Origin of the sequence: Hymenobacter sp. BT188, assembly GCF_014333585.1 — a bacterium.
Classification (GTDB): domain Bacteria; phylum Bacteroidota; class Bacteroidia; order Cytophagales; family Hymenobacteraceae; genus Hymenobacter.
This window is the reverse complement of record NZ_JACSCW010000002.1, coordinates 568,537-591,250: the sequence shown is the minus strand read 5'-3', so window position 1 is coordinate 591,250 and position 22,714 is coordinate 568,537. Positions and strand designations below refer to the sequence as shown.

The window sequence follows — 22,714 nt, the reverse complement described above, 5'->3', positions numbered from 1 at the left end:
CGTCCATATGGACGGTCTTTTTAAATATTTTAGTCAAAACGTACTGCTTACAAGCGGCCTTCCTCAGCGGCCTTCTTCATTTTTTCGTTGGCATAGATGGCAATTTCTACCCGACGGTTAGCCTGCTTACCAGCCTCAGTAGTGTTATCAGCTATAGGCTGCGATGAGCCGTATCCTTTAGTCTGAATGCGCGAAGCATCTACACCTTTAGAAGTAGTATAATTGGCTACAGCCTGCGCACGACGCTCCGAAAGCGGCTGATTGATAGCATCTGAACCGCTAGCATCCGTGTGGCCTTCCACCAGGATATTGGTGTCGGGGTACTTCTGAAGCGTAGCAGCCATTTTATCAATTTCAGTCATCGAAGCCGGACGTAGCGTGGCAGCGTTCGTATCGAAGAGAATACCGGAGTCGAAGGTAATTTTGATGCCTTCGCCTACGCGCTCTACTTTGGCGTTCTGCATATCACGCTGCAATTCCTCAGCTTGCTTGTCCATACGACGGCCGATAAGTGCGCCGCCCGTACCACCTACTGCGGCACCAATGATAGCGCCCGCTGCCGTGCCCGACTTACCACCAATCACACGACCAAGTACAGCACCCGTTACGGCACCAGCACCGGCACCAATAGCACCACCCTTCACCGTACGGCTAGTGCCGGTTTTGCGTGGGCCTGTGCCATTACCCGACGTATCGGGGCCAGTAGCGGTCCCCTGCTGCGACGTGGCGCAAGAGCCTAAGAACAGGGTAAAGGCCAGGAAAAGAGAAAGAATTGAGTTAGAAGATTTCATGAGAGAGTGTACTTAGTGAAACAGAAATTAAACGTGTAACGGGTGATTTCAGTGCTGCTTACTGCATTTAGACCGAAAAAGTTCGTTGAATATATTGTTAGCCCTATCAAAAACCTTGCTGAAAACAAATGCGCAATTCTGGCAGCAAAAAAGCCCCCCAGACAGCGTTGGCATGCATCTGGGGGGCTTTTTCTCTGTTAGTAAGCTGAGCTTCAGGCAGTGCCAGCCGTCCGTAGGCTGCGCTGCAAGGGCAGCGCCTCTACTAATACTTCGGGCGCAGGTCGCAGCATTGTTAGCAGGTCGGTGAGCTGGGCTTTGAGATTCTTGCGGTCCACGATAAAGTCGAGGAAGCCGTGCTCCAGCACAAACTCAGCACTTTGGAAGTCCTTGGGCAGGTCTTTACCGATAGTTTCCTTGATAACGCGGGGGCCAGCAAAGCCGATCAACGCGCCTGGTTCCGAGATATTGAAGTCGCCGAGCATGGCGTAGGAAGCCGTAACGCCACCCGTGGTGGGATCAGTAAGCAAGGAAATGTACGGTATGCCTGCCTCGGAAAGCATGGCAAGCTTGGCGGAGGTTTTGGCCATCTGCATCAAAGAATAGCCCGCCTCCATCATCCGTGCCCCACCCGATTTTGAAATCATCAGGAAAGGCACGCGGTTCTGGCGGGCGTAGTCGATGGCGCGGGCAATCTTCTCCCCTACCACCGAGCCCATTGAGCCCCCAATAAACTTGAAATCCATACAGGCCACCACCAGATCAAGACCATTAAGCTGGCCGTGCGCCGTACGTACGGCGTCGCGCAGCCCGGTTTGGTTCTGGGTAGCCACGATGCGCTGCGGATAGCCTTTGGTGTCCACAAAATGTAGCGGATCAGCAGAAGATAGTTCGGCATCCAGCTCCGTAAACTGATTGCCATCGAACAACACCTCAAAATACTCGGCCGAATCGATGCGGGCGTGGTGGTTGCACTTGGGGCAGGTGTACTGCAAGCGTTTGTGCTCCACCATGGGCGACACGGTTTTACACTCCTGGCACTTGTACCACAAGCCGTCCGGAGTCTCCTTCTTATGCTCCGTCGGGGTGACGATGCCTTTCTCTACGCGCTTAAACCAAGACATACTTTCTACAATGAGGAATGAGGAGTGAAGAAGGGGAAATCAGAAAATGGGGCCGAGTTTAAACAAAAAGAACGTTCAAAAGCGGTTTCCTCATTCATTCATTTTCCTTCATCATGAAATTATTAAGCAATTGTCACCTCGCTATCCAGATACACATCCTGAATGGCGTTGAGCAATTGTACACCTTCGGCGAACGGCCGCTGGAAAGCCTTACGACCCGAAATAAGTCCTTGGCCACCAGCGCGCTTATTCACAATAGCCGTTTTAACGGCCTGCTCCAAGTCGCCGGCACCGAGGCTTTCACCGCCAGAGTTAATCAAGCCGATGCGGCCCATGTAGCAGTTGGCCACTTGGTAGCGAGTCAGGTTAATCGGGTTATCCGACGATAGGCTCTCGTACATGGCCTTGTGTGTTTTGCCAAACTTCAGGTCGCGGAAGCCGCCGTTGTTTTCGGGTAGCTTCTGCTTGATGATATCCGCCTGAATCGTGACGCCCAAATGGTTGGCCTGCCCAGTCAGGTCAGTAGCCACGTGGTAATCTTTGTCAGCGGTTTTGAAGGCGTTGTTGCGGGTATAGCACCAGAGCACCGTGGCCATACCCAGCTCATGCGCCCGCTCAAACGCTTGGCTCACCTCAATAATCTGCCGATTCGACTCTTCCGAGCCAAAGTAAATCGTTGCTCCCACGGCCGTAGCACCTAGGTTCCAGGCTTCTTCTACCGACCCGAACATAATCTGGTCGAACTTATTGGGGTACGTTAGGAGCTCGTTGTGGTTTATTTTAACCAGAAAAGGAATTTTGTGAGCGTACTTGCGGGCTACTGTTCCGAAGGTGCCGAAGGTAGTAGCCACCGCATTGCACCCGCCTTCCACAGCCAGTTTGATAATGTTTTCGGGGTCGAAATACATGGGGTTCGGGCCAAAAGAGGCACCGGCCGTGTGTTCAATTCCCTGATCGACAGGCAAAATTGACATATAACCCGTTCCACTCAGCCGCCCATGATTATAGAGTTGACCCAGCGAGCGAAGCACCTGCGGCGTCCGATTGGAAGGCACAAAGCAACGGTCCAGAAAATCGGGTCCGGGCTGGTGCAGCAAGCCTTTGTCAATCGTCTTGCACTCGTGCTGAAGCAACGCCTGCGTGTCGGCGCTGTGATCAGAATAAGAGGCCATGCGCGGTTTCTTAGGTGAGACGGGAGCGGGAAACTATGGGGGGCAAATATAGGTCGAAAATCTCTTCAGAAGGATGAATGGTTGGAAGTTGGGGCTAGGCATGGCTACCTTGCCGCGGGGTGTTGCACTCAGCTAAATTTGCCCCCCAGCCCTTTGTTAAGTACCGTTCTATTGTGAAAAAAACTTCTACGCTCTTTCTCGGGACGCTGTGCCTGACGGCCGCTACGCTGCTGCCCGGCTGCGTTGCCTCCAAAAAATATGATGACCTGCGTGCCCGCCAAACGGCCACCGAACAAGCTAAAGCCGACTTGGAGCGCCAGCAGCGCCAAGCCGTGGCCGAATTAAAAAAAGCCAGCGACGAGCTTGCCCAGCTTCGCCTCGACAATAAGCGCCTAGTAGCTGACTCGACCCAGACGGGCAACGTGCTGCGCAAAACTCAAAACTTATATGGCGAGCTAAACAGCAGCTTTGAAAAGCTGCTCAAAAACACTGACCGCGCCTTAGCCGACAAATCGGCCGACTATAGCAAAGTAGCTCAGGACCTGGCCCGCCGCGAGGCTGAGCTAGGCAAAAGCCAGACAGAAATCGATAAGCTGACCGCCGATCTGAAAACCCGCGAAGCTCGGCTAGCTGAGTTGCAGCAAGCCTTAGCCGAGAAAGACAAGGCCGTAAATGACCTGCGCGCCAAGGTGAGCAAAGCCCTACTCAGCTTCAACGACAGCGACCTACAAGTGCAGCTGAAGGATGGCAAAGTCTACGTGTCGCTCTCCGAACAGCTATTATTCAAATCAGGCTCTACCAAAGTGGATCCTAAAGGACAGGATGCGCTCAAGAAACTAGCAGCCGTATTGCAGGAGCAGCGCGACGTGAACGTAGTAGTGGAAGGTCACACCGATGATGTGCCAATCAGCCGAGGCACTGCCGGTATGCAAGACAACTGGGACCTAAGCGTGCTGCGCGCCACTGAAATTGCCCGCCTGCTGACCACTAATGGAGTTACGCCGGAGCGCGTGACGGCGTCGGGCCGCTCCAAGTATGTGCCCGTAGATGTAGCGAAGACTCCCGTTGCCCGCCAAAAGAACCGCCGCACAGAGATTATCCTCACGCCGAAGTTGGACGAGCTATTTCAGATTCTGGATTCTAATACCAGCGCCCCCCAGCCAACTAAGTAGCACAAGTACACAAAAAAGCCCCCCAGAAACATTCTGGGGGGCTTTTTTATTATCTACGAATTAGAGGAGATGCCTATTTAGTAGGCAGTGTCACGTTGAGGCGCACAAAGTAGTAACCACCGTTGAAGCCAAATTGGCCAGCATTGTACACGAAGCGGTTGCGGTTCGTATTGTCAAGGCCGGAGCTGAAGCTGGTAGTTGGGTCAACTGAGAAGTTGTTGGGGTTGTTGCGCGGGTGAAGGCGAAACTTGTCGGGGTACACGTCGAACAAGTTGTTGGCACCCAGCGAAATACCAACTTGTGGGAGTACTTGGGCGGTTAACGTCAGGTCCGTAATCCACTTGGCCGAGAAGGTCTGATCGACGAGCTCAGCGCGGGCAGGGTCAGCATCGGCAAACTTTATCTCGCCAAAGCGCACCACCCGAGCCTCGATTCCGAAGATACCATAGCCATAGTTCGCAGATAGGTTAATCTTGCTTTGAGGTTGGCCCGACTCGAGGCGAGTCCGCTGCTGCCGATCAAAGAGCGTGTTTTGCAGGTTGGTCGTACCAGCCGTTTGGTCGTTGTTGATGGTAGAAGACGAGCTGTTAAAGCCGCGCACTTTTGTCTCTGTGAAGTTGGCCGCTATGGTAATGCCCAAGCGGCTTTTCTCGCCCAAGGTCAGTCGCTCGTTGGCTACGATGTCGATGCCACGTGTACGCGTATCAATGGCATTCGCAAAAAACTGCACCCGGCTTACGGGCTGCGTCCCCAGAATGGTGTTTACCGTGGGATTGGCGCGTACAAACTGCGACGACAATACAATCCGGTCGTCAATGTCAATCTGGTAAGCGTCCACGGTCAGGGTAATGGTTTGGGCTACGCGCGCAGTCACACCCAAGCTATAGTTCACCGATTTCTCCTGCTTCAGGGCCTCTACCCCAAATCCTTTTTGAGTAGGATCGTCGAAGCTGTTGCGCACGATGGGATTGTCGTTGTTTACGGTCAGTACTTGGTTGGGCAGACCGCTCACAAACTGCGTGCTGGTATTGGTGAAGTAGCGCTGCTGAAGCGACGGCGCCCGGAAACCATTACCAAACGAGCCCCGCAGCGCTAAGCCTTCGAGGAAGCTGTAGCGCGCAGCTATCTGACCACTTACGTTGGAGCCAAAGTCGCTGTAGTTTTCGGCCCGGCCAGCAAGGCGCACCAACAGATCTTCGGTGATGTCGCTTTCTAAATCGACGTAGCCCGCCACGTTGTTGCGTGACTTATCTACTTCATCTGTTGGCTGATAGCCTGGAAACACCTGCGAGCCTGAGGCTGTAGGCGTTGTACCAATTAAGCGCCCCCCGTTGGTATAGGAGTTAAGTTCACCAGCATTAATCTCGAACTGATCAACCCGAAACTCGCCACCAAAAGCCACGTTCAGTGTCGCCAATGGCCCTATTCCATTGAATTTGCGCGAAAAACCTAGGTTGGTGGTGTTCTGGCTGAAGTTCAGCTTGCCAGCATAGAACTCCGTTTGATTACGAATACCGGGCCCTTGAGGCAGCGAGGCGTTTACGGTGTTCGAGATATCGAAGCGTAGCTCATTGCGGCCGTAGGTATTGCTCAAGTCGGCTGCAAAGCCCCCTATGGTAGCCCGTAGCCCCACAATAGCCGACTGGTCGTTGATAGTGGTGTTGATGAAGGGCAGGAACCCATCGGGGAAAATGGTCAAGTCGCTCTGAGTAAGTTGATTGGGCAAACGGTAGAAACCAGCTGCCTTACCTGTCCGGTGCGTAACGCCGCCCGCCACGTAGGCTTCTAAGGTTCCACCGAGACGATATGCCGCGTTTACGAAGCCACCATAGTTACGCGCCTCGGAGTTACCTACGCGCATGTTTTTGCGGTTAAACCCCCTCTCTGCGACTATGGCATCATCCTGCGCTTTCAGATCACGACGCTCTTGCTCCGTATCGGCCGCTGTTCCGCCGGGGTAATTACCGCCATTGCCCCCTAAGTACATAAGTGGAGCAGTATCTTCGAAAGTGCGGTTGGTGTAGCCTCGGTTTAGAAACTGTCCGCTAACATCTACGAAACCCCGTCCGCCCAAGCCAATACCCACATTGGCGTCGGCCTGAAACACATCGCCGTCGCCCTCATAGTGCTGGCCGCCAGTAGCACTGGCTGATACACCAGTCGTATCATCTTTTAGCTGAATATTGATCACGCCCGCGATAGCGTCGGAGCCATATTGGGCCGCTGCGCCCTCCCGGAGCACCTCCACGCGCTTGATAGAAGCCAGAGGAATCACGTTCAAGTCGGTACCAACCGATCCGCGGCCCACGGTACCATTGATGTTTACTAGAGCCGAGGTATGCCGACGCTTGCCGTTTACCAACACCAGCACTTGGTCGGGGCCGAGGCCGCGCAAGCTAGCCGGATCCACGTGGTCGGTGCCATCGGAAATAGCTTGGCGTGAGGACTGAAACGAAGGCGCCGCGTAAGTGAGTACTTGTGAAATCTCCGTTTGGGCAAACGCCTTGATTTCGCGGGCCGAAATGACATCAACAGGGGCTGTAGTCAGGATATTGGAGCGGCCTTCCGTGGCGCGCGAACCAGTTACTACCACCTCGTTAAGGTCAGTTGTAGCATCCTGCATGCGTACATCAATGCTGGTACGGCCGTTCACGTTGATTTGCTGGGTAGCCGAGCCGATAGCTGAGAAAACGAGGACAGCATCGGAAGGTACTTGAATACGGTAGCTGCCGTCGTTATCGGTGCTGGTGCCATTGGTGGTGCCTTTTTGCAGAACGGTCACGCCCGGCTGGGCTGAACCGTTGCCACCCAGCACGCGGCCGGTTACGGCGATATTCTGAGCCCATGCCGGCGCTAATACTAGCACGAACAGCAGAAAGAGTAGTAGTTTTTTCATACAAAAGAAGGGTTTGGAAAGACGTAGAGCAGACTTGACTAATAACCACAACGGTGGTTTTTCCGCAGTCTCACAAGCGGCTTAAGCCCGCTTGCACTGCGTGCCTAGTGTTCAAAAAGAAAGTAAAAGCGTCAGCTTATAATAGAATCAGCAACAACAATGCGTGTCGGCCACGGGGGTGGGCAAAGCATAAGTTATTGGTGAAAAAGAGAGCATTATTTCGAAACGAAACTGCGTAAGCGACCTAGAGAGTAGAATTCTAGCTCTAGTATAAATGATTTATTTCTATATATTTCAAAATAAGCCAATTCTAAACATAAAAAGCCCCCCAGATTTTATCTGGGAGGCTTTTTATGGCTATTTGCTCTATTATCTACCAGCTACTGCAAGCTCCTCTGTCACTTCCTGGCCAATAGCCTGTCGCAGATCATCAATTAGATCCTCTACGTCTTCAATACCTACGCTGAGACGGATAAGCGAGTCTGACAAGCCGGCTTTGCGACGCTCCTCGGCTGGAATGCTGGCGTGGGTCATGGTGGCTGGGTGGCCGCAAAGGCTTTCTACGCCCCCCAAACTCTCGGCCAGAGCGAAGAGTTCTAGCTTTTCCAGCACGGCTATAGCATCCTCCTTGCGGTCGCCCTGAAGCACGAAGCTGATCATGCCGCCGAAGTCGTTCATCTGTTTGGCCGCTATATCGTGGTTAGGATGTTCGGCAAAGCCAGGCCAGTATACCTTCTCCACTTTCGGATGAGATTTCAAAAATTCCGCAATGGCGCGGCCGTTTTCGCAATGACGCTGCATGCGAAGGTGCAGCGTTTTGATGCCGCGCAGTACTAAAAAGCAATCTTGGGGGCCTGGTGTGCCGCCGCAAGCATTTTGCAGGAAGCGCAGGCGCTCGTGGAGTTCGTCATCTTTCACGATGATTGCGCCCATTACCACATCGGAGTGGCCACCCATGTACTTGGTGAGGGAATGCACGACCATATCGGCGCCTAAGTCAAGCGGCGTTTGCAGGTAAGGCGTAGCAAACGTGTTGTCCACTACCAGTAAGGCGCCGGCTTCTTTAGCGACGGTGGCGGCGGCTTCAATGTCAATCACGTTCAGCAGCGGATTAGTTGGAGTTTCCACCCATATCAGCTTGGTGCGCTCGGTTACTTTTTCACGTACGGCGGTCATATCGTGCATGGGCACGAAATGAAATTTGATACCGAGGGGGGCAAATACTTTGGTGAAAATGCGGTAGCTGCCACCGTAGAGGTCGTTCGTAGAAATCACCTCATCGCCAGGCTGAAGCAATTTCACAATGGCGTCCGTCGCAGCCATGCCGGAGGCGAATGCCAAGCCATGCTTACCATTCTCGAGAGCGGCTAGTGAGTCTTGGAGCTGGGTACGGGTAGGATTGTGCGTACGCGAGTACTCATAGCCGCGGTGGTCACCGGGTGAGCGCTGCACATACGTGGAAGTCTGGTAGATAGGCGTCATGATGGCCCCAGTTTCAGGATCGGGGTGTACGCCAGCGTGGATAGTCTTAGTGCCGAATTTCATAATAGAAGCGAGAGCGAAAAGAGTAGAGTATACGGGGTGGGACAAGAGAGGTCAAAGGTAGAATGTCGCGCGCATTTATTTTTTGGTAAACAAGCACCTCTCAATAGCTTCTACTACTAACGCCTTCTTTTGCCTACACCAGCGCGTAGCCTTTGCTGAGCAGTTTACGTTCTACCTTCGGGCCGGCTGCGCACAGTCGGCCCGATTTTTTGCTGCCTATGTCTGTACTTAAAGAGCTTTTTCAAAAAAACGCGTCTACGCTAGTCTCCATGTTTTTGCTGGTGGCCCTGCCGGTGCTGGGTAGCTCTTCGCTCACTTTCCTGCTCTATCGCAATCAGGACCTGCTGCTCCAGCTCACACCTGTCCAGACTGCTCTTTATTTTGTGGTCATCGCCTTCACAATGGCCTTTGCCTTCACGCCCACCACGTTTGTGGCCCTGGTAACGGGGTTCTATTTTAGTTGGGCTGGATTGCCAGGTATGGTGGTAGCGTATGCGCTGGCCTCATTGGTAGGCTACCAGATAGCAACCTCTCTCGACCACGGCCGCATGCTCAGCTTCCTGCGCCACTTCCCGAAGGCCGACGCCGTGATGCGGGAGCTGAAAACCGAAAGCTGGCAGCTCATCATCCTTACCCGCATCTCGCCGGTACTTCCATTCGCCCTCATGACCTTCGTGCTGGCGGTGATGCGCATCGACCGGCGTAAGTTCCTGCTGGCCTCAGTGGTCGGAATGCTGCCGCGTAGCCTATTTTTCTATTGGCTGGGCACCAAAGCGCAGGATGTTATCAGCCTCGTCAGCGACCCCGACACTGGTACGGCGGGCAAGCTGTTGGTAATTGGGCTGATCATAGTATCCGTTTTTGGGCTTTATTACCTCTTCAACCGCGCTTTGAAGCGGGCCCTGAACCGCCGCCCCGAAAAAACCATTGAAAAATAAAATCTGACTCTCAGCCATTTGCGCGTTTTTCGGCAAAATTTTACGCTAAAAATGTCCCTCGGCTTGGACGTCTGAAATTTTAGCGATTATCTTTGCGCTCCCCAAGCGGGATAATGGTTGTGTAGCTCAACTGGATAGAGCACCTGACTACGAATCAGGAGGTTTAAGGTTCGACTCCTTACACGACCACGAAAAGCCCTTTACGATATCGTAAAGGGCTTTTTTGTTTCTCAAGGGTACGCGTAGGGGTACACAGCTACACTTTTCTACTCAGTAGTGAGCATCATGGCTGAAGTTTTCCGGTTGGTGGCTTATCTTTGTTATAGCCCTTAAGGTTGTAGTTGCCAGCTCTGCCTAGCGGTAAAAGCCCCGCGTTCCTCAATGGAGGGCGTGGGGCTTTTTCGTTTTCGTGGCCCTGTTAACTTCCCTTTTCGTCGGGCTTTACGGCTGGTAGCAACCGTCCCTAGCGACCCTTCTCTGGCCTATATTTTGCGACTACGATCTTATGGGAAAAATACTATGTTCGCTGGGCTGGCATCACTGGGGGAAGTCGATGGAAACACTATTTTACAGCGATATAAAACAGTGTCAGTGCTGTGGAATAGCCCGTGCAATTGATCGGGCTGGCAAGCAGCGTCCAGTACAGTACAGAAGGTTATAATACCACCTTCGCAGGTATAACAATGTGCAAGCGACCACTAAGAATGAGGTGTTGGGGTGTCCTGTTCTGTCCGGTGTCTGATTGTATCGGTTTGGGTTTCTTAATACTGTTAGCATTAAGCTGAGCTTCAAATCCCTATCCTCATATTCTGGGGATAGGAAAGTCCCTGGTTGAGTAATTTGGAGAAATGGCATTATCGGATTTGTATAGGCAAAGCCCCGCCTTCCCTATCAGAGGACGCGGAGCTTTTTATAAAGCAACGAAATTATTAGAGGGCGACCTACTCACTAGCCCTTGCGGCCATTAGTCGGTCAAGCAAGGCTTGGCGGGCACTTGGTAGTGGGCCACAGCTGGTGGTTTGCCGAAAGGAGCGCTTTCTACGATACCAGTAGATTTGTGTCTACTTGCACCACTAAATGACTTCTAACTCAACTCGGATTTACGGCTTTGATGTACTGCGCGCTACGGCAGTGCTAATGGTTGTATTGGGCCACTCGCTCAGTTACTTACCCAGCCAGGCAGCCGGTCTTTTGGGCTGGCTCATTTTTGACGGCGTGACCATGTTCTTTGTCTTATCAGGCTTGCTGATAGGGGGCATTTTAATTAAAGCCTTGGAGGGCGGCGACCTGCGTCCCCGGGTGCTGTTGATTTTTTGGGGCCGGCGCTGGATGCGGACGCTTCCCCCCTATTTTTTGGTGCTGGCCGTGCTCATGGTGTTGCGCCCGTTCGAAGTGGAGTGGCCGGCCATTGCCAAGTATTGGGTGTTTTTGCAAAACTTTCGCAACCCGCACCCCCCGTTCTTTGCCGAGGCGTGGTCTTTGAGCGTCGAAGAATGGTTTTACTTGCTAATACCGCTGGCCATTTTTTTGCTGGTCAAGGTGGGACGGCAAGGGGTAGGCAAAGCGGTGCTGGTGGCCTCGCTCGTCGTCCTGGTGCTGGTGACCGCCTACCGTTACTACAAGTACCTGCACATTCCGTCGCCGGCCACGTACGACTGGGACAACCAGTTTCGCAAAATCGTCATCACCCGGCTTGACAGCCTCGTGTACGGGGCGTGGTGGGCGCGTACGTGGCCCATTACCACCCAGTGCGGTGGGCACAACACAAAACAGTTCTGTTGGGTGTCGGATTGGCCTTGTTGGTGCTCACCCGCCTGCCTCTCCCCCCGGATGGCTTGTTCGCCTACGTCTTTTCGTTCAGCCTCACTTCGGCGGGCACCTTGCTGCTGCTGCCGTACTTAAGCCAATGGAAAACCGGACGTGGGCTGGTTTACAGGAGCCTTACTCACATCAGCCTGATTTCGTATGCGCTGTACTTGGTGCATCGCACGCTGGTCATGCAGACCCTGGTCGACCCACTGGGCCTAGCTGTCCCGTTACCGTCGCTGGTGTTGTTTGGTTTGGTCTGGCTCTTCTCGTGGGCGCTGTCGGCACTTGTGCACTATTACTTCGAGGTTCCCGTCATGCGGGTGCGCAACCGCTGGCTTTAATCCGCGGATAAGTGAAGGGCTGGGGGCCGTACACCTTACACGACCACGAAAAAGCTCCTCAACATGTTGCTGGGGGGCTTTTTTATTGCCTTGGTATGCAACAAGTCTAGAGCTATACCTTGAATAGCAATTCAACTCTTTGGCAGATGCACCACGCTTGGTGCTTTTGTTCAATAGTACCGCCTCACTTTCTCAAGTCAAGACAGCTGTTTTCAATATCGTACTCTAAACCCGCTGATAGCTCTTTACGAAACCCATCATTAGGTACTTGCCTATTCCATTTAGATAGAAAATCTCTCCATTCAGATAGCAAAAGCTTTCATTCAGATAGAATTCAAGCGAAGATTTTACGACCGCTGTACATTTACACTATTCTAATAAATATTAGAACGTAAAGTACGCATAATGGCATACAGCTACATCTCCACTCAAGTTGAAAGCAGAGTTGATACGCCCGAAAAACGTATCTTCGATTTCCTCTTTGCCTTAGTTGTTACCGCCTTTGTCCTTAGCTGGATAATTCCATTACTAGCTCTTTTAATTAAGCTCGAGAGCCGCGGACCCGTCTTTTTCAAGCAGTTGCGCACGGGCAAAAATGGCAAACCCTTCTACTGCCTAAAGCTTCGCTCTATGCGCCTGAGCAATGATGCCGACTCGCGCCAGGCTAGCCGGGGCGATAGCCGCATTACGCGTATCGGCGCTTTTATCCGGAAGACTAGTATCGATGAGTTGCCTCAGTTTATCAACGTCTTGCGCGGAGACATGTCCGTGGTCGGCCCCCGGCCCCACATGCTGTTGCACACGGATAATTACGCACAAGTGATCGAACACTTTATGGTGCGACATACTGTGACGCCTGGCATTACTGGTTGGGCTCAGGTGAAAGGATATAGGGGTGAGACCAAAGAAGTACAAGCTATGGCTAACCGAGTGGAGGCCGATCTGTGGTACATCCAGAACTGGTCTTTATTCCTAGACATTCAAATTGTCTCGCTAACCATCTATCAAGCTCTCATTGGTAGTGAGAACGCATTTTAATAAGCTATTTAAGTAGCTCTATATGCGAGAGCGCAACCTAAGCTTAGACGGGTTTTAGCACTTACGCCTAAAATGCCCGCACTTGAAAGTGCGGGCATTTTTTGATTTGATCTTTTCCTCTCTTAACATGCTGTAGTGGTTTTCTCAGTAAGATTAGAGAACATCCATCATCTCAAACATCTATCACTTTTTAAGTGTAAAGCAGAAAACGCGGCCCGCTGAACTTATCTTTGCACCCGCAACGCCCATATGTAGCAACCGCGCATCATTCGTGAAAGCGGGCCCAACGATTCTGAGGTTTTATTTGTTATTCAAGCGGCTACATGCCGTTTGTTTGTTTTTCGCTGATTCTTGATTGCATGCTGAATACTATTTCGACCGATATCTGTATAATCGGAGCTGGCCCGGTGGGGCTGTTTGCGGTGTTTGAGGCTGGGTTGTTGAAGTTGCGCTGCCACGTGGTGGACGCGCTGCCCGCCGTTGGAGGTCAATTGACCGAGATTTATCCCAAGAAGCCTATTTACGACATTCCGGGCTTCCCGGAGGTGCTGGCCGGCGACCTGGTGCGCAACCTGATGCGCCAGATTGAGCCTTTCCACCCTACTTTCACGCTGGGCGAGCGGGTAGAGCGTTTCGCGAAACTCGAGGACGGCTCCTTTCAGCTGTTTACCACCGATGGGACTGAGGTGCTGTGCAAGGCCGTAGCTATTGCCGGTGGTCTGGGTTCGTTTGAGCCCCGCAAGCCCGCCATCGACGAGCTGGAGCGTTTTGAGCAGGGACGTGGCGTGTACTATATGGTGCGCGACCCCGAAACCTTCCGCGATAAGCGCATCGTGATTGCCGGTGGCGGCGACTCGGCCCTCGACTGGACTATTTTCCTGGCTGATATTGCCAAAGAAGTAACGCTCGTGCACCGCGGCACCACATTCCGCGGCGCGGCTGACTCGGCGGAGAAGGTGAAGAACCTGCACGAAGCTGGTCGGGCCCGCCTCGTGCTGTCGTCTAATGTGACGCATGTGCACGGCATTGATAACCTGGAGGCCGTGACCATTACCGCCAACGATGGCACTACCGACAGCCTGCCCGTGGATGCATTTATTCCGCTGTTTGGCCTTACGCCGAAGCTTGGCCCTATTGGTGAGTGGAATCTAGGCCTAGACAATGACGCGGTGCAGGTAGACACGCTAGACTACTCGACCTCCGTGCCGGGTGTATACGCCATCGGCGACATTAACACGTATCCGGGCAAGCTGAAGCTGATTCTGTGCGGTTTCCACGAGGCCGCACTCATGGCTCAGGGCGCTTACAAGTACATGTTCCCGGATAAGAAGTACGTGCTTAAGTACACGACTGTGAACGGGGTGCCAACTATGTAAGGTTGGATTGATTGTCATCCCTACTCTGGGGTACCAAAGGGAGGACCTTCTCACGTGAAAACGAGTCGTTTGTACGCTTGTTGTTCTATTGTGAGAAGGTCCTTCCTTTGTCAGGATGACAACAATTTTTAGTAGGGCACCGATTTTAATTAATAAGTTTGGTACTGCGACTACTGATTACCAACAACCAAGGACTACCAACTAAATGACTGACGCTACCGAAGTTCGAGTGTACGTGGAGGAAGCGCCCGGCCAGCGGCGCGAAATAGAGGCGCCTACCGATATGAGCCTCAGCCTGATGGAAGTACTCAAGGCCAGCGGCTACGATATTCAGGCTACCTGCGGCGGCATGGCCTTATGCGCTACCTGCCACGTGGAAGTACTTGCCGGCCCTGCCCTTGATGAGCCCGGCGACGAAGAGATGTACATGCTCGAAACACTGCCCGTACTCAGTCCCGGCAGTCGCCTTTCCTGTCAAATTCGCATTACGCCCCGCCTCGATGGCTTGGTAGTACGTTTGATGCCCATTATTTAAGGACTGCTTCGCTACATTTACCGAGCAATCATAAAAAAGCCCCCCAAAACTATTCTGGGGGGCTTTTTTATGATCAGTTTATAGCGATAGCTAGCGACGACGGCGGGATGATTTCTTGGTAGCTGGCTCGGGCTTGCGGTCGGCAGTGGAGAAGATAACGTGAGGCTCGGCGGCGGTGGGCTGGGGGGCTTTTTTGGTTTCCTCAGCGGCGTTGGCTTCGGCCGCTGCTACACCTTGAGCGGTAATGTCGGCGGACGCTTGTTTGGCTTCCTGCAAGGTAAGGGCAGCTTGTTTACGACGCACAGGCATCAGCAGATCCCGCTCGACGCGCTCTCGGGCGGAGAGCTTTTCCTCACCGGGCAAAGCCGGCGTAACGGGTACTGTAAAGTGACCTGAAGACTTCGGAAGTTGGGTTGTTTTCTTGCCTTGGGCAAGTACCGGCGCACCGCACAAAAGCAGGCCGGCAAGCACATATATTTTACGCATCAGCATAGCTTTAAAAAGGGCTAAGAGAACGCAAAAGTAGAGCCTAAATAGTGCCCAGACAAGACTGCATATGCTTTAACTCACTGTAAACGGCCTTTCAGTACTGTCGAGCCCGTTTTTGAGGGTAAAAAAACTTGGCTAACTAAAGAGCTTAGTTGCTCCCAATCTGTAGTCTTTTACCCGATGAATGGCTTGTAAATTCAGGAGCGTAGAGGCACTGAATCTGGCTTAGTCCGCCCGAAAAATCGCCGATTTGGGCCGCCCTTAATCGGTACTCAAACACGTGCGTTCCTTTGGGTAATTGCCCTATAAAAAAGTTGGTTGCCGCATCACGCGGGCTCTCGTAATATCCCAACCCGCCCTGATAGCGGTAGCCCGATACCTGGCTGATTAGCTCCAAACCGGCGGCTCGCTGATCCTTCAAATGCACGTATTCCAGGTTGCGATCGGTGCGCAGCGTCAAGCGTACTACCAGCACCTCCCCAACTCGCAACGGCGCCGCGGCCGTCAGTGGTTCCAGCTTGGGGCCGCCAGCGGTGCGCTGCTCCCGAAACAGCTGACGCTCTAGCTGCAACGGCGTAGCAGCGGGCGTTATTTTATCCAACTGCTCGAAGTACTGCCAGTAAAGTGCCCCCCAGGCCACGCCCGCATCCGTCTTTTTTACGGTTACTTTCCCTTGACCTGGCTTAATGCTGGTATTCGGAAAGGTGGTTTTGAAGTAACCGGTGCCGGCCTGCTGGGCGGTGGGCTGGATGGGCGCGCCGCCTACTGTTACCTGAATGGGCTGAGTGGGTTGCAACCAGTCGGAGCCGCGTAGAAGCAGGGCGTAGCAGGCGTCGGCGGTGGCGCGGGTGCTTTCCCAGTTCTGGGTTTGCTTCTGCTTGAGCAGCCAGAGCTTCATTTCATCCACCGATTTCTGGTCGTTCTGCACTTCATCGAAAGCCTCTATTAAGGTTGCCTGAGTTTCGGTGGACGCCTCGCGCCAGTAGTAGCCACCGCGCACTTCCTTCCAGTACATACCCAGTTCCGGGGAGTGCAGGGCGTTTTCGGTGAGGGCTTGCAGGATATTGCGCACGGCGGTGGGAGCCGTTTTGCCGCGATGCAGGGCCAGGGCGGTGAGGGCTTGCAGGTAGCGCGTCTGGGCGGGCCAATAGGTGGCGGCTTGCTGCTGGTAATAGTCGTAAGCTGGCTGCGCGGGTTTGGCAACGGCTTGGCTTGGCCAGAAGCTGCGGGCGTACAGGGCCTGAATGTGCAGGTCAGCGAGGTGGTTTTGCTTCAGATCGACTTTGGGTTGCTTGCGCAGGTTGTCGTAGTCGCGCATCAGTTGCTCATCAAGGTAGCCCAAGGCGTTGCGCAAAATTTGCCCCCCAGTCGCGTTTTGGCTGGCATCGAAAGCGCCTAGCTTGGTCAGCTTGCCAAACCCAGCCACGATGAGCTGGGTGATGTAGCGGTCGTCGTGCATCTTCTCAAACCAGGGGAAGGCGCCATTGGGCTTTTGCATCTGGGCCAGCTTGGCGAGGGCGCGGGTGGTTTCCGCTTTCAGGCGCGGCTCGTCAAACAGCTCCGTGAGGCGGCGCATCCGCTCCGTCTCCGACTGGGCGTCGCGCACCCAAGGCGTTTCCTGTAACAGCAAATTCTTCAGCTCCTGGTTTTGCTCCAGCTTACTGGTGAGCGCTGCTTTGTCGCCGGCTTGGGCAGCGCGCTTCCACTCTTCCAGCATTGTTCTGAAGCGCGGGTTGCTTTGCAGAATCTTGGCTGCCAGCAGATTGGCGTACAGCCGACTAAATATCTGCTCCGAGCACTCATACGGGTACTCCATCAGGTAGGGCAGCGCCTGCCCCGCGTACCACGCCGGATTCTGGGTCATTTCCAGCGTGAGCGAATAGTTGCGGCGCGTGGGCGAGGTAGTGCTGGTTAGCTTCTTCAGCTCAAATTCCCGCGTGGCCGGCCCCACAATGGGCAGCGGCAGACTTTCCGTCACGAGCAGACGGTTCGGCAGCACGGGCAGCGTATTCTCTTCGCCATCGGAATACGTGGCCTGGGGGGCTTTTTTGGCTTTGCGCCTGGTCTGCTTCGGCGCATTGGTTTGAGCCACAACCCGGTAGGTAATGGCTTCGAGCGGCACTCGGCCTTCGGCGGTTTCCGGAATAGCTAGGTCCCAGGCCAGGGCACTGCTTTGGTTGGCCTTCAAATCGAATTTGAGGTTTGCAGCGCTTTTGAGAACAATACCTTCCAGCGGTTGCTGGGTGCGAGCATCAAGCAGGAACAGCTGGGCCGTGCCTTGCATGGGCTGGTCGGTGAGATTGCTGAGCTTGGTAGTGAGGCGCAACTGGTCACCTTCGCGGAAGAAGCGCGGGGCATTGGGCGTTACCTGAAGCTGCTTTTGCGTCACCAATTCCCGGCGCAGTAGGCCGGAGTGGAGCTGCTGGTCGTGGGCCAGGGCCAGCAGTTGCCAGCGCGTCACGGCTTCGGGCATCTGAAATTCCAGCACGGTTTCGCCCAGGGCATTGGTGCGGAGGTCGGGCAGCCAGAAGGCCGTTTCGCGGAAGTCTTTGCGGGCTTGAATGGTGGAGAAATCTACCTCGCGAGGTTTATCGCGCAACTCTTCTTGGTCTGGAATTTCATCTGACATTCCAGGCGCGGGTGGAGCACTAGGTGGCGGTGGTGGTAGCGGCATTCGCATTTTTGCCATGTTAGAGCTGCTTCGCTGAGCAACTACTATTTCATCGGCAGCCATATCGGTGTTTCCTTTCACACTTTCGACCATCATATAAACCTTGTCCGCATTCTCTTCTGCCGAACCCCACAGATTAATATGCGGATAAACAATGTCCCGCACGTTCGGCCCATACACTGTCTGGTTCATTAGCCCTTCCGATTCCTGTGTATGGAATCGGCCTTGCCACGCTAGCACAGCCGGATAATAAGGCTTAGGGAAATCCAGATCCGTGAAGCTATGCGGGCGAAATGCGTCCAGCGACTGGTCGTAGAGCGTGGCGAGCAGTTCGGCGTCAGCGGGTTTGCCATTCGCTTGCTGAACAGTGATGCGCCAGGTTTCGCGCTGGCCGGGCTGGAGCTTGTCGCGGAAGGTGGCGATGCTGAGCACCAGCGGGGCGGGTGGCGTGGCTACCTGTATCGAGGCCGTGTGGGTGTAGAGGCGATTGTCGCGCACTTGTGTGGTATGCACGTAGAGCTGCGTTTCGCCGAGGCTGGCCGGCACCGGAATTTCTACGAGCCGCTGCTCGCCCGCCGCCAGCGTGAGCCATTCGCGGCGCAGCGTTTCACCTTTCGCCTCCGCTTCCAGCAACACGCGCGCACCAGCTTCCGAGCTGCCTACCAGAAAACGGGCAGTCTGGCCAGGCGCTACGCTGTCCTGAAGCGCGATAAACCAATCGGGCGTGGGGATGGGGAGCGTCTTGGCCGAGGGCACATATAGAGTAAACCGCTGCTCAGTTTTGGCGGGCTGACTATTGGCAACTGGCGCCGCTGTGGCTTCCAGCACGTAGCGACCCGTAGGCTGCTGAGCTAGCGGCGCGGCCAGTAGCGGCAGGAGCGGCGATTTTTCGGTATCAAATTCTTGGGTGAGCACCAGCGTGCGGGCCCAGGTGCTGTCGTTGTCTTCCTGAGCGTAGGCATCCAGCGGAAACAGGCGCTTAAACTCTTCCGGGCTCAGGGCTTCGCGCTCGGGTCGCTCCCATAGTCTGGGGCGCAGAGCGCGGGCCGGGGGCGTGAGACGGTAGAGGCGCAACATACCGCGAGCTGGCTGAGCTTCGCCCGTGGCGTTGGTGCTGAACAGGCGGATGGGGGGCATTTTCTCGCGGTTCAGCAGCTCCGGCAGTTCCAGGCGCAAGGTGAGGGCTTCCTTCCCGATACTTACCTGCTCCTGGCCGGTACGGGTTTCGCCAGCCGCGTCGGTGACGTCGGCGGTTACTTCGAACACGTAGCTGGGCTCCCAGGGACCGCGCTTTTGCTGGCTGGCATCCTCCCCTTTCGCAGTGAATTTCACCGAAAAGCCCCCTACCGAGTCAGTTTGAACTGTACCGCTCAGGATTTCCACTTCGGGCCGACCACCACCGAAGCCTCGGCTAAACATGTGCCACAGCGTGCGGCGCACGACGCGGTAGCTTACCGCGGCGCCGTCAATCGGCTGGCCGGCGTAGGCGGTGGCTTTGCCGCGCATTGTTACCTCCTGCCCCAGCACTGGCGTGCCCTGCACCGGCTCAAACGTGACCTGAAACGTGGGCCGCTTGTAGTCTTCCACCGCGAAGCTGACGCTGCCATGGTCGGTTTGCAGACTCATTTCCCCATTCAACAAGCCCGTGGGCAGCACGATGGAGCCGTGGAAAGAACCGAACGTTGAAGTAGTGAACGGCAGTGTTTGCACGGTTTGCCCATTCACATCCTGGAGCCGCACCGATACGGCCTGCTTGGTTAACAAGCGGGATTTGCCGGCCGTGCTTTCGGTCAAAATCCCTTTGAAATACAGCGTTTGGCCGGGGCGGTAAATCGCGCGGTCGGTGTAGAGAAACGTGCGGCGCTGGGGCTGTTCGGGCTGCGAATCGCGGCTGCGGCGCGGGAAGTAGTTGTTGCCTTCCCGTACCAGCAGGGAGTCGCGGCCTTTGGTGAGCAGTAGGGCGCCGAGTTGAGTATTCTGCCCAGTCGTCGTACCGATCGGCACCTGAGTCAGACCTTCGGCCGTAGTCGTGAGCACCGCACCCCGACGGGTCTTGTATTCCCGGCTCGGTTGGTCGTAATACCGGAAGAAGGGCAGCACCTGCACCCCAGCCAGCGGCTGACCGCTTTGGCGGTGCATTACCAGCAGTTCCGGCCCCTCTTGGGTGCTCGCGCTCCGCCGGATCTGGCTTAGCTCACTCACGCTAAGCTCCGCAAATACAGTCGTCACGCCGGCCCGCTTTTGTGTCGGGTTTTCGGCCGCCGTACTCACCACAATTAAGTACTGACCCAGCGGCAGCGCCGGGCCGGCGTATTGTACCGAGTGGCTTTCATAATCAGCCGGACCCGGTACGTTAAGTGTCCAGGCGGCAGCAGGGGCAGCGGCCAGCGCGCGGGCATATGTTTTCTGAAATAGTTGATTTTGATATACTTCGGGATGCTCCTGCTGGCGAATGGCTAAGGCGCTGCTCACCCGATACGCCTTCGCGTAAAGCATAGCGGCATTGCGCACCTCCAGCTTCAGCAGCCACGGCTGATTCGGCAGCAGCACTTCTTCTGTGGTGGATTTAACCTCCACTGCTTCAATACGCCGACGCAACGCCAGCGCATTTTGCCCCCCACGCGACTTCGGAAAGCGTTTTTCGGCCTCTAAAGTCAACGCTCGCGCCTGAGCCGGCTCGTCTTCATTGAGAACATTCTCGGCCTGCGCTACCAAGAACTCCGTTGATATCGGCAGGGCTTTAAATGTTTCCGCGCTGCGGGCCAGAGCAGTTTGGTATAGCTCATCGTTGTCGGCCAGTTCCGTATGCTCGTGTGCGTAGTGCAGGCGCTTCAATTCCACATCGGCTAAGGCAGTGGGATTTTTGGCGTCCGTCAGTCGAAACGCGGTAAGCGCCTGCAATACCTGGAGGGCATGAAACTGGCCGTTCAGGGAATCAACGGCCGGCGCGGTTAGCTTGAGGCGCACGAACTCGGCGGCGGGACTGAACAGGTTTTTGTCCTGAAGCTCGAACTGCTGGGCCGGCTTCATAACGTAGAATTCATCGTTTCCCAAGCCATCTACGGCCCGGTGCGCCAGCAAATCGTAGAGCGTGGGCCGGCGCGTTTGGCCCTCCGCATCGCCCAGGCGCACGGTGTAGCCTAGCTCCTTCAAGGTTAGTTGCTGCTGGCGCTGGGGCTCATCCGCGAGCGAAGCACGGTAGTGGCGCACCACGGCGCTGCCCAGGCGGGCCGCATCCCAGGTGCGAATATCGGCAGCGGCAGCGTCGGAAGGGGCTTGGGTGGTGCGGTCGTAGAGCTGGTAGCGGTGCTCATCGTAATAGGTCGCGTAAAGCTGAGCCAGCAGACTATGCAGAACAGGCCTAGCCGGAAACCTGGCCGTTTTCAGGTCGGCCTCCACTAGGGCAATGGCTTTTTCGTCCGCTTCTTCCTCTTTGGCTTGCAGCACGCGCAGTTTATAGAGCACTGCCCTTATGTACTCCGGCGTGTCCTGCCGCTGCCGCGCCTGCTGGTATATCTCGTCAATGAGCTTAGCCGCCGACGCCGTCTGGTCTTTGGCCAGCAAAGCGTCAATCTGCCGCCACTTCTTAGGGTCGGGCGCCGATATAGAAGTAGGGCTAAACATGGCGAGCAATAACAGAACAAACAGGCTAATCAGACGCATAGGGCAGAATAATAGAAAGCGACGAGTAAGTTGGTAAAAACCAGATGCGCAAGCAGCACAGATTCCATAAGCGGCCGCCTGTTTTTTTGCTAAAAATGCGTCTACAAGCTGTTTAACCGTGAAAAGGATCTTGCGTCATTCAAACGACGATTAGACGCGAATATGCGTCTAATCGTCGCGGTCGTTGTTTGCACAGGATGTAAAGGAGTCATCGTTCAACGGGGAGAAGCGAATACGCGTCGCTACCTCGTTCGGGCAACTAAAAAAGCCCCCCGAACAGATTCCGGCATATACCTTGCCTCGCCGGGAAGAAAAGAGAGAATGAAGTACAGTTACAGTATCGTAGCAGGCTCAATCTGCTGCTTGTAGTTCCTTCTACTTATCTATCATAAATATGAGGAAAGTCACCGTTCATTTGCAGCTCACCGCCCAGCAGCGCCGGATTGAATTAGCCTGTCCGTGGGTGCTGGCTGCCCTCTACATAGCCGCCGCTTTGGCTAGCTGGTGGTGGGCCGCGGTGCCGCTAGCGGTAGCCGTGTGCTTGGCGGCCTTTGTGCAGATGCATGATGCCATGCATAATGCACTGGGCTTACCCAAAGAGGATAATGAGCGAATATTAGTGCTTAGCGCGTTGCTTATTCTGAAAAGCGGACACGCCATGCAGGTAACGCACTTACGCCACCATGGCCGTTGTCTCACGGAAGACGACCCTGAAGGTGCGCCCGCCAACTGGCGATTTTCGCGGATGCTGTGGCAGGGACCTTACCACATCCTGACGCTGCGCCGTGAGTCGTGGAAAATTGCCCCCCACACCCGCCGCAAGCAACTACTTGAGACGGGCTATACCGTGGCTTTACTAGTCTTCTTTGTGGGGTTGTATGTTTTTGCCGGTTCTTTGGTCGGGCTGGTGTATTGGGGTGTGGCTTTCTTTATGAGCGCCACCATGCCGATCTGGGCCTCCTATATTCCGCACCATTTGGCTGCTCAAAACCCGGCGGCGCGGGCCGCGGCAGCTTTAGCGCAAATATGGACGCCAGTGATGGCTTCATTCGCGTTTCACCACGTGCACCACCATTATCCGCGTGTACCGACGGCGCTATTACCACGTGCGGCGGCGGAGTTGCCAGCGCCACCAGAGCACGACCATCATCACTAAT

Annotated in this window: 15 protein-coding genes and 1 tRNA gene; 9 read left to right on the top strand and 7 right to left on the bottom strand. The window is 54.7% G+C overall.

Going from position 1 to position 22,714, the window contains the following annotated elements; all coding sequences use genetic code 11:
• Window positions 1-47: 47 nt before the first annotated feature.
• The 3 genes from H8B13_RS06640 to H8B13_RS06630 form a co-directional block, all read right to left on the bottom strand.
• Entirely contained in the window at window positions 48-791 is a 744-nt protein-coding gene (locus tag H8B13_RS06640; protein ID WP_187310013.1) for an OmpA family protein, read from the bottom strand.
• 212 nt (window positions 792-1,003) lie between these two features.
• The gene (accD, locus tag H8B13_RS06635; protein ID WP_187310012.1) at window positions 1,004-1,912 is read right to left on the bottom strand and encodes an acetyl-CoA carboxylase, carboxyltransferase subunit beta; all 909 of its coding nucleotides are present in this window, start codon (window positions 1,910-1,912) and stop codon (window positions 1,004-1,006) included.
• A 122-nt stretch (window positions 1,913-2,034) separates the two neighbouring features.
• A complete protein-coding gene (locus H8B13_RS06630) occupies window positions 2,035-3,084 on the bottom strand; it encodes a class I fructose-bisphosphate aldolase (RefSeq protein ID WP_187310011.1) in 1,050 nt (349 codons plus the stop codon).
• A 173-nt stretch (window positions 3,085-3,257) separates the two neighbouring features.
• On the opposite strand from H8B13_RS06630, the gene H8B13_RS06625 reads away from it, so the two are divergent.
• Window positions 3,258-4,256 (top strand): flagellar motor protein MotB, encoded by a 999-nt coding sequence (locus H8B13_RS06625; protein WP_315985113.1) that lies wholly within the window; start codon window positions 3,258-3,260, stop codon window positions 4,254-4,256.
• Between the two features lie 73 nt (window positions 4,257-4,329).
• Here H8B13_RS06625 and H8B13_RS06620 read toward each other — a convergent pair whose 3' ends face one another.
• Window positions 4,330-7,152 (bottom strand): TonB-dependent receptor, encoded by a 2,823-nt coding sequence (locus H8B13_RS06620; RefSeq protein ID WP_187310010.1) that lies wholly within the window; start codon window positions 7,150-7,152, stop codon window positions 4,330-4,332.
• Window positions 7,153-7,521: 369 nt separating this feature from the next.
• On the bottom strand, window positions 7,522-8,697 hold the full coding sequence (locus H8B13_RS06615; protein ID WP_187310009.1) for a cystathionine gamma-synthase: 1,176 nt from the start codon (window positions 8,695-8,697) through the stop codon (window positions 7,522-7,524).
• 218 nt (window positions 8,698-8,915) lie between these two features.
• On the opposite strand from H8B13_RS06615, the gene H8B13_RS06610 reads away from it, so the two are divergent.
• From H8B13_RS06610 to H8B13_RS06580, 7 genes are all read left to right on the top strand, one after another.
• On the top strand, window positions 8,916-9,635 hold the full coding sequence (locus H8B13_RS06610) for a TVP38/TMEM64 family protein (protein WP_261990254.1): 720 nt from the start codon (window positions 8,916-8,918) through the stop codon (window positions 9,633-9,635).
• A 115-nt stretch (window positions 9,636-9,750) separates the two neighbouring features.
• A tRNA-Arg gene (locus tag H8B13_RS06605) sits at window positions 9,751-9,824 on the top strand.
• An 888-nt stretch (window positions 9,825-10,712) separates the two neighbouring features.
• A complete protein-coding gene (locus H8B13_RS06600) occupies window positions 10,713-11,537 on the top strand; it encodes an acyltransferase family protein (protein ID WP_187310008.1) in 825 nt (274 codons plus the stop codon).
• Complete coding sequence (locus H8B13_RS06595) at window positions 11,516-11,785, top strand: hypothetical protein (RefSeq protein ID WP_187310007.1); 270 nt, start codon at window positions 11,516-11,518, stop codon at window positions 11,783-11,785. The genes H8B13_RS06600 and H8B13_RS06595 overlap by 22 nt, the downstream gene beginning before the upstream one ends.
• A 405-nt stretch (window positions 11,786-12,190) precedes the next feature.
• Window positions 12,191-12,823: a sugar transferase gene (locus H8B13_RS06590; RefSeq protein WP_187310006.1), complete on the top strand. Its 633-nt coding sequence runs from the start codon at window positions 12,191-12,193 to the stop codon at window positions 12,821-12,823.
• A 359-nt stretch (window positions 12,824-13,182) separates the two neighbouring features.
• Complete coding sequence (locus tag H8B13_RS06585; protein WP_187310005.1) at window positions 13,183-14,199, top strand: NAD(P)/FAD-dependent oxidoreductase; 1,017 nt, start codon at window positions 13,183-13,185, stop codon at window positions 14,197-14,199.
• 205 nt (window positions 14,200-14,404) lie between these two features.
• Window positions 14,405-14,734, top strand: coding sequence for a 2Fe-2S iron-sulfur cluster-binding protein (locus H8B13_RS06580; protein ID WP_084446342.1), 330 nt, complete (start codon window positions 14,405-14,407; stop codon window positions 14,732-14,734).
• A 90-nt stretch (window positions 14,735-14,824) separates the two neighbouring features.
• Here H8B13_RS06580 and H8B13_RS06575 read toward each other — a convergent pair whose 3' ends face one another.
• Window positions 14,825-15,220, bottom strand: coding sequence for a hypothetical protein (locus H8B13_RS06575; protein ID WP_187310004.1), 396 nt, complete (start codon window positions 15,218-15,220; stop codon window positions 14,825-14,827).
• Window positions 15,221-15,371: 151 nt separating this feature from the next.
• A complete protein-coding gene (locus tag H8B13_RS06570; RefSeq protein WP_187310003.1) occupies window positions 15,372-21,557 on the bottom strand; it encodes an alpha-2-macroglobulin family protein in 6,186 nt (2,061 codons plus the stop codon).
• A gap of 394 nt (window positions 21,558-21,951) precedes the next feature.
• Between H8B13_RS06570 and H8B13_RS06565 the strand changes: the two genes are divergently transcribed.
• Entirely contained in the window at window positions 21,952-22,713 is a 762-nt protein-coding gene (locus tag H8B13_RS06565) for a fatty acid desaturase (protein WP_187310002.1), read from the top strand.
• The last annotated feature ends 1 nt before the right edge of the window (window position 22,714 follow it).

Excerpts from the sequence above, each read along its gene's own strand:
- H8B13_RS06640 (WP_187310013.1), bottom strand. The coding sequence starts at position 791 with ATGAAATCTTCTAACTCAATTCTTTCTCTTTTCCTGGCCTTTACCCTG.
- accD (WP_187310012.1), bottom strand. The coding sequence starts at position 1,912 with ATGTCTTGGTTTAAGCGCGTAGAGAAAGGCATCGTCACCCCGACGGAG.
- H8B13_RS06630 (WP_187310011.1), bottom strand. The coding sequence starts at position 3,084 with ATGGCCTCTTATTCTGATCACAGCGCCGACACGCAGGCGTTGCTTCAG.
- H8B13_RS06620 (WP_187310010.1), bottom strand. The coding sequence starts at position 7,152 with ATGAAAAAACTACTACTCTTTCTGCTGTTCGTGCTAGTATTAGCGCCG.
- H8B13_RS06615 (WP_187310009.1), bottom strand. The coding sequence starts at position 8,697 with ATGAAATTCGGCACTAAGACTATCCACGCTGGCGTACACCCCGATCCT.
- H8B13_RS06610 (WP_261990254.1), top strand. The coding sequence starts at position 8,916 with ATGTCTGTACTTAAAGAGCTTTTTCAAAAAAACGCGTCTACGCTAGTC.
- H8B13_RS06600 (WP_187310008.1), top strand. The coding sequence starts at position 10,713 with ATGACTTCTAACTCAACTCGGATTTACGGCTTTGATGTACTGCGCGCT.
- H8B13_RS06590 (WP_187310006.1), top strand. The coding sequence starts at position 12,191 with ATGGCATACAGCTACATCTCCACTCAAGTTGAAAGCAGAGTTGATACG.
- H8B13_RS06585 (WP_187310005.1), top strand. The coding sequence starts at position 13,183 with ATGCTGAATACTATTTCGACCGATATCTGTATAATCGGAGCTGGCCCG.
- H8B13_RS06580 (WP_084446342.1), top strand. The coding sequence starts at position 14,405 with ATGACTGACGCTACCGAAGTTCGAGTGTACGTGGAGGAAGCGCCCGGC.
- H8B13_RS06575 (WP_187310004.1), bottom strand. The coding sequence starts at position 15,220 with ATGCGTAAAATATATGTGCTTGCCGGCCTGCTTTTGTGCGGTGCGCCG.
- H8B13_RS06570 (WP_187310003.1), bottom strand. The coding sequence starts at position 21,557 with ATGCGTCTGATTAGCCTGTTTGTTCTGTTATTGCTCGCCATGTTTAGC.
- H8B13_RS06565 (WP_187310002.1), top strand. The coding sequence starts at position 21,952 with ATGAGGAAAGTCACCGTTCATTTGCAGCTCACCGCCCAGCAGCGCCGG.